At 62.5% G+C, this 6,207-nt stretch carries 3 protein-coding genes; all 3 read right to left on the bottom strand.

What is annotated here, in order from left to right:
- Positions 1-253: 253 nt before the first annotated feature.
- Genes CAF92_RS25725 through ttgA form a run of 3 tightly spaced genes read right to left on the bottom strand, consistent with a single transcriptional unit; the run spans position 254 to position 6,018 of the window.
- A complete protein-coding gene (locus tag CAF92_RS25725; protein WP_085602296.1) occupies positions 254-1,711 on the bottom strand; it encodes an AdeC/AdeK/OprM family multidrug efflux complex outer membrane factor in 1,458 nt (485 codons plus the stop codon).
- The gene (ttgB, locus tag CAF92_RS25720; RefSeq protein WP_046614835.1) at positions 1,708-4,860 is read right to left on the bottom strand and encodes a multidrug efflux RND transporter permease subunit TtgB; all 3,153 of its coding nucleotides are present in this window, start codon (positions 4,858-4,860) and stop codon (positions 1,708-1,710) included. The genes CAF92_RS25725 and ttgB overlap by 4 nt, the downstream gene beginning before the upstream one ends.
- Positions 4,861-4,863: 3 nt before the next feature.
- A complete protein-coding gene (gene ttgA / locus CAF92_RS25715) occupies positions 4,864-6,018 on the bottom strand; it encodes a toluene efflux RND transporter periplasmic adaptor subunit TtgA (RefSeq protein WP_075046218.1) in 1,155 nt (384 codons plus the stop codon).
- Positions 6,019-6,207: the final 189 nt, after the last annotated feature.

Raw genomic sequence — 6,207 nt, 5'->3', positions numbered from 1 at the left:
GTGCGGGGTGGGGCTGGGGGGAGGCAATTCGCCGCAAACGGAAGCGGGCGATAATCGAACGGAATGTTCTGGTTGGTTAATTGTTTTCCTGTACTGGCCTCTTCGCGGGCTTGCCCGCTCCCACAGGATTACCACAGCCTCTGAAACTGTGGTGATCCTGTGGGAGCGGGCAAGCCCGCGAAGAGGCCAGTGCAGGCAGCAGAAAACAAAAAGCCCACCGCGAGGGTGGGCTTGATGCTTTTAGCAACTGCAATCAGCCTTTCGGTGCTTCCACCGCTGCCTGCTGGTTGTTGCCCTGCCCGGTCTGCTCGTACCAGCCACCGCCAAGCGCCTTGTACAGGTTGACCTCGCTGGTCAGCTGCGACAAGCGATCGCCGATCAGCGCCTGCTGGGCACTGAACAGATTGCGCTGGGCGTCGAGGAAGGTCAGGTTGCTGTCGATACCGATGCGATAGCGGCGTTCGGCCAGGCGGTAGTAGTCCTGGTTCGCCTGCACCAGGTCGCGTTGCGCCTGCAGCTGCTCTTCGAAGGTCTTGCGCGCCGCCAGGCCATCGGAGACTTCCTGGAAGGCGGTCTGGATGGTCTTTTCGTACTTGGCGACGTTGATGTCCTTCTGGATTTTCGAGTAGTCCAGGCTGGCCTTCAGGCTGCCGGCGTTGAAGATCGGCAGGTTGATCTGCGGCTGGAACAGCCAGGTGCCCTGGCCGCCCGAGAACAGGTGGCCCATGTCGGGGCTCAGGCTGCCGGCATTGGCGGTCAGGCTGATGCTCGGGAAGAACGCTGCACGAGCCGCGCCAATGTTGGCATTGGCGGCCTTGAGCAGGTGCTCGGCTTCCTGGATGTCCGGGCGACGCTGGAGGATGTCCGACGGCAGGCCGGCCGGTACTTCGGCCAGCTGGTCGGCATTGAGCTCCAGTGGCTTGGGCAGGTCGGCGGGAATGCCGGTGCCCAGCAGCACGGTCAAGCTGTTGACGTCCTGGGCGACCAGGCGCTGGTACTGCGAGTACTTGACCCGGGCGCCTTCCACGGCGGTACGCGCCTGGCTGACGTCCAGTGCCGAGGCTACGCCGACTTCGTTGCTGCGACGGGTGAGGTTGTAGCTTTCCTCGTAGGTCTTGAGCGTTTCTTCGGTCAGCTTGAACAGCGCCTGGTCGGCCTGCCAGGTGTAGTAGGCATTGGCCACGCTGGCCACCAGGCTGATCTGCGTGGAGCGACGCGCCTGCTCGCTGGACAGGTAGGTTTCCAGGGCCTGCTCGGTCAGGCTGCGCACGCGGCCGAACAGGTCCAGCTCATAGGCGCTGACGCCCAGGGTGGCCGAGTATTGGCTGGTGATGCCCGCTTCGCCCGTCTGCGACATGTTCGCCGGTACGCGCTGGCGGCTGCCGCTGCCGGTGGCCAAAACCGCCGGGAACAGGTCGGCGCGCTGGATGCGGTACTGAGCGCGGTAGGCGTCGATGTTCAAAGCGGCAACGCGCAGGTCGCGGTTGTTTACCAGCGCGGTCTGGATCAGCTGCTGCAGTGCCGGGTCGTGGAAGAACTGGCGCCAGCCCTGCTCGGCGGCGGCAACTTCCGCCGATTGCGTCGGCGAGTACGCAGGGCCTTGCGGCCACTGCGCAGCCACCGGCGATTCCGGGGTCTGGTAGTCAGGGATCAATGAGCAGCCGCCAAGAATGAAAGCGGTTACTGCCAGGGACAACAAAGACTTGGTCATTGCCCAGCCTCATAACGTGGAGTTTCAGGGGTGACGTCTTTTTCCGGCTCTTTGCTGCCGAACAGTGACGACACTGCGACGAAGAACAGTGGTACCCAGAAGATAGCGAGCACGGTCGCACTGATCATGCCGCCGATCACGCCAGTACCGATGGCGTGCTGGCTGCCGGCGCCGGCGCCGCTGGCGATAGTCAACGGTACCACGCCGAGGATGAACGCCAGCGAGGTCATGATGATCGGGCGCAGACGCATGCGGCACGCCTCGATCGCCGCGTCATACAGGCTGCGGCCCTGCTCGTGCAGTTCCTTGGCGAATTCGACGATCAGGATGGCGTTTTTCGCTGCCAGGCCGATGGTGGTCAACAGGCCGACCAGGAAGTACACATCGTTTGACAACCCGCGCAGGCTGGTGGCGATCAGGGCACCGATGATACCCAGCGGTACTACCAGTACCACGGCGATAGGGATCGACCAGCTTTCGTACAGGGCCGCCAGGCACAGGAACACGAACAGTACCGAGAGGGCGAACAGTGCCGGCATCTGCGAACCGGACAGTTTTTCCTCATAGGACATGCCGGTCCAGGAGAAGCCGATACCGCTTGGCAGTTCGCCAGCAATGCGCTCGACCTCGGCCATGGCTTCACCAGTACTGTAGCCTGGTGCCGGTGCACCGAGGATTTCCATTGCCTCGACGCCGTTGTAACGCGAAAGCTTCGGCGAACCGTAGGTCCATTCGCCTTTGGCGAAGGAGGAGAACGGCACCATTTCGCCAGCGCCATTGCGCACGTACCACTTCTGCAGGTCTTCCGGGCTCATCCGCGCGTTCGGCTCGCCCTGGATATACACCTTCTTGACTCGGCCACGGTCGATGAAGTCGTTGACGTAGCTGGCACCCAAGGCAATCGACAGGGTGTTGTTGATGTCGGCGATGGTCACGCCCAGGGCGCTGGCACGCTCGTCATCGATGGTCAGCTGGTACTGCGGCTCGTCGTTGAGGCCGTTCGGGCGCACGGCGCTGAGGATCTTGCTCTGCGCGGCCTTGGCCAGGAACTGGTTGCGCGCTTCCATCAACTTGGCATGGCCGACACCGCCGCGGTCCTGCAGGAACACGTCGAAGCCGGTGGCGTTACCCAGTTCGAGCACCGCAGGCGGGGCAAAGGCGAACACCATCGCATCGCGGAACGTGAAGAAGTGCTGCTGGGCGCGCTGGGCAAGGGCAAACACGCTGTTTTCCTTGGAGCGCTCATCCCAAGGCTTGAGCATGATGAACGCCATGCCCGAGCTCTGGCCACGGCCGGCGAAGTTGAAGCCGTTGACAGTGAACACCGAAGCCACGGTGTCGGCCTCTTCGCTGAGCAGATACTCACGCATCTGGTCGACCACCACCTGGGTGCGCTCGGCACTGGAGCCGGCCGGAGTCTGTACCTGGGCGAACAATACGCCCTGGTCTTCTTCCGGCAGGAACGCGGTAGGGATGCGGGTGAACAGCCAGATCATGCCGACCACGATCAGCGCGTAGGCCAGCAGGAACGGTACCTTGTTGCGTAGAATGGAGCCCACGCTGCGCTCGTAGCCGGTTACGCTGCGGTCGAAGTTGCGGTTGAACCAGCCGAAGAAGCCACGCTTGGCCACATGGTGTTCGCCCTTCTTCAGCGGCTTGAGCATGGTGGCGCACAGGGCCGGGGTGAAGATGAGCGCCACCAACACCGACAGGCCCATGGCCGAGACGATGGTGATGGAGAACTGCCGGTAGATCACACCCGTGGAGCCGCCGAAGAACGCCATGGGCAGCAGTACCGCCGACAGCACAAGGGCGATACCCACCAGGGCACCCTGGATCTGCTCCATCGAGCGCTTGGTCGCTTCCTTGGGCGGCAAGCCTTCCTCGGACATCACCCGCTCGACGTTCTCCACCACGACGATGGCGTCGTCCACCAGCAAGCCGATGGCCAGAACCATGGCGAACATGGTCAGGGTGTTGATGCTGAAGCCGGCAGCGGCAAGGATGCCGAAGGTGCCCAGCAACACCACCGGTACGGTCATGGTGGTGATGATGGTGGCGCGGAAGTTCTGCAGGAACAGGTACATCACCAGGAACACCAGGACCACGGCTTCGATCAGGGTGTGGATCACGCCGCTGATCGACTCGGTGACTACCGGGGTGGTGTCATATGGGAATACCGCTTTCACCCCAGGCGGGAAGAACGGTTCCAGGTCGGCGATGGTCTTGCGCAAGGCCTTGGCGGTGTCCAGGGCGTTGGCACCGGTGGCCAGTTTTACTGCCAGGCCGGAGGCCGGCTTACCGTTGAACTGGGCGCTGACGGCATAGTTTTCACCACCCAGGCCAACCTGGGCGACATCACCCAGACGCACTTGCGAACCGTCGCTGTTGACCTTGAGCAGGATCTTCTCGAACTGCTCGGCAGTCTGCAGACGAGTCTTGCCGATGATGGTGGCGTTCAGCTGGGTGCCGGGCATGGCCGGCAGGCCGCCGAGTTGGCCGGAGGATACCTGCACGTTCTGCGCGGCCACGGCGGTCTTGACGTCGACCGGGGTCAGCTGGAACTTGTTCAGCTTGGCCGGATCGAGCCAGATACGCATGGCGTACTGCGCACCGAACACCTGGAAGTCACCCACACCCGCGGTACGCGAGATCGGGTCTTGCATGTTGGAGACGATGTAGTTGGCCAGGTCGTCCTTGGTCATGCTGCCGTCCTCGGACACCAGGCCGATCACCAGCAGGAAGTTCTTCACTGCCTTGGTGACGCGGATACCTTGCTGCTGCACTTCCTGCGGCAACAGCGGGGTGGCCAGGTTCAGCTTGTTCTGCACCTGCACCTGCGCGGTGTCTGGGTTGGTGCCCTGCTCGAAGGTGGCGGTAATGGTCATGCTGCCGTCGGAGTTACTTTCCGACGACACATAACGCAGGTTGTCGATACCGTTGAGCTGCTGCTCGATCACCTGTACCACGGTGTCCTGCACGGTTTGCGCCGAGGCGCCCGGGTAGGTCACGGCGATGGCGATGGCCGGTGGCGCGATGCTGGGGTACTGGTTGATCGGCAGCTTCAGGATCGACAAGGCGCCGACCAGCATGATCACCAAGGCGATCACCCAGGCGAAGATCGGGCGATCGATAAAGAACTTCGACATGGTTTACTCCGCTTTGGCGTCTGCTTTCGCCGCGTTGGCCTGAACAGGGCTGGCCGGCTTCTTGACGTTGGTGGCTTCGCTGACCTTGACCTCGACGCCCGGGCGCACGTACTGCAGCCCTTCGGTGATCAGGCGGTCACCCGGGTTCAGGCCTTCCTCGATCAGCCAGTCGCTGCCCAGGGTACGGTTGGCCTTGAGCTGGCGCAGTTCGACCTTGTTCTCCTGGTTGACCACCAGCGCGGTCGGCGCGCCTTTCAGGTCGCGGGTCACGCCCTGTTGTGGGGCCAGGATGGCATTGGCGTTTACACCTGCCTTGAGCCGCGCATGCACGAACATGCCTGGCAGCAGGGTGTGATCAGGGTTGGGGAACAGGGCGCGCAGGGTGACCGAGCCGGTGGTCTCGTCGACCGAGACCTCGGAGAACTCCAGGCGGCCCTCCTGCTTGAACAGGCTGCCGTCTTCCAGCACCAGTTGCACCGAGGCGGCGTTGTCGCCGGCCTTTTGCAACTGGCCGCTTTCCAGGTCACGGCGCAGCTTGAGCAGCTCGGCGGTGGACTGGGTGACGTCGACGTAGATCGGGTCGAGTTGCTGGATGGTGGCCATGGCGTTGGCCTGGCCATTGCTCACCAGTGCACCTTCGGTGAACGAAGAACGGCCGATACGGCCGCTGATCGGTGCCAGGACCTTGGTGTAGCGCAGGTCGATCTGCGCGCTCTTGAGCGAAGCCTCGGCCTGCAATCGTTTGGCATTGGCGTCGTCGTATTCCTGCTTGGAGACAGCCTGTTCGTCGATCAGCTGCTTGTAGCGCTCGGCCAGCGAGCGGGTGGCCTGCAGGTTGGCCTGGGCATTGGCCAGGGTGGCTTCGTACACGGCAGGGTCGATCTGGTACAACTGCTGGCCTTCCTTGACCTCACTGCCTTCCTTGAACAGGCGCTTGAGGATGATGCCGTTTACCTGCGGGCGCACTTCGGCGACGCGGTAGGCACTGGTACGCCCCGGCAATTCCGAGGTCAGGGTGAAGGCTTGGGGCTGGATGGTCACGACGCCGACCTGAGGAGCCTGCGCCGCTGGCGCTGCTTCTTCTTTCTTACAGCCACTGAGCAGGGTTGCCAGGGCGACGGCGGAAACCAGAGCGGTAACGGCTGGCTTGAATTGCATGAGGATCCTCGGGTCGCTGGAGCAGGGAGACGCTCAAGAGTAATGGAAGAGTCTTGATCTGGAAAAATTGCTATCCGGTGGATAAATAGCTTGCTAAGGAATATACTTACATTCATGGTTGTTTGTAAATACCGCTGGGTTGTACTCGGGTACTGCCACAGCCCTTGATTAGCTCCTCCGCGAGGCACC

The organism is Pseudomonas sp. B10(2017), from assembly GCF_002113295.1.
GTDB classification, from domain to species: Bacteria; Pseudomonadota; Gammaproteobacteria; order Pseudomonadales; family Pseudomonadaceae; genus Aquipseudomonas; species Aquipseudomonas pudica.
The sequence above is the reverse complement of the archived record's forward strand: the minus strand, read 5'-3'. Positions and strand labels throughout refer to the sequence as shown.

Excerpts from the sequence above, each read along its gene's own strand:
- ttgB (WP_046614835.1), bottom strand. The coding sequence starts at position 4,860 with ATGTCGAAGTTCTTTATCGATCGCCCGATCTTCGCCTGGGTGATCGCC.
- CAF92_RS25725 (WP_085602296.1), bottom strand. The coding sequence starts at position 1,711 with ATGACCAAGTCTTTGTTGTCCCTGGCAGTAACCGCTTTCATTCTTGGC.
- ttgA (WP_075046218.1), bottom strand. The coding sequence starts at position 6,018 with ATGCAATTCAAGCCAGCCGTTACCGCTCTGGTTTCCGCCGTCGCCCTG.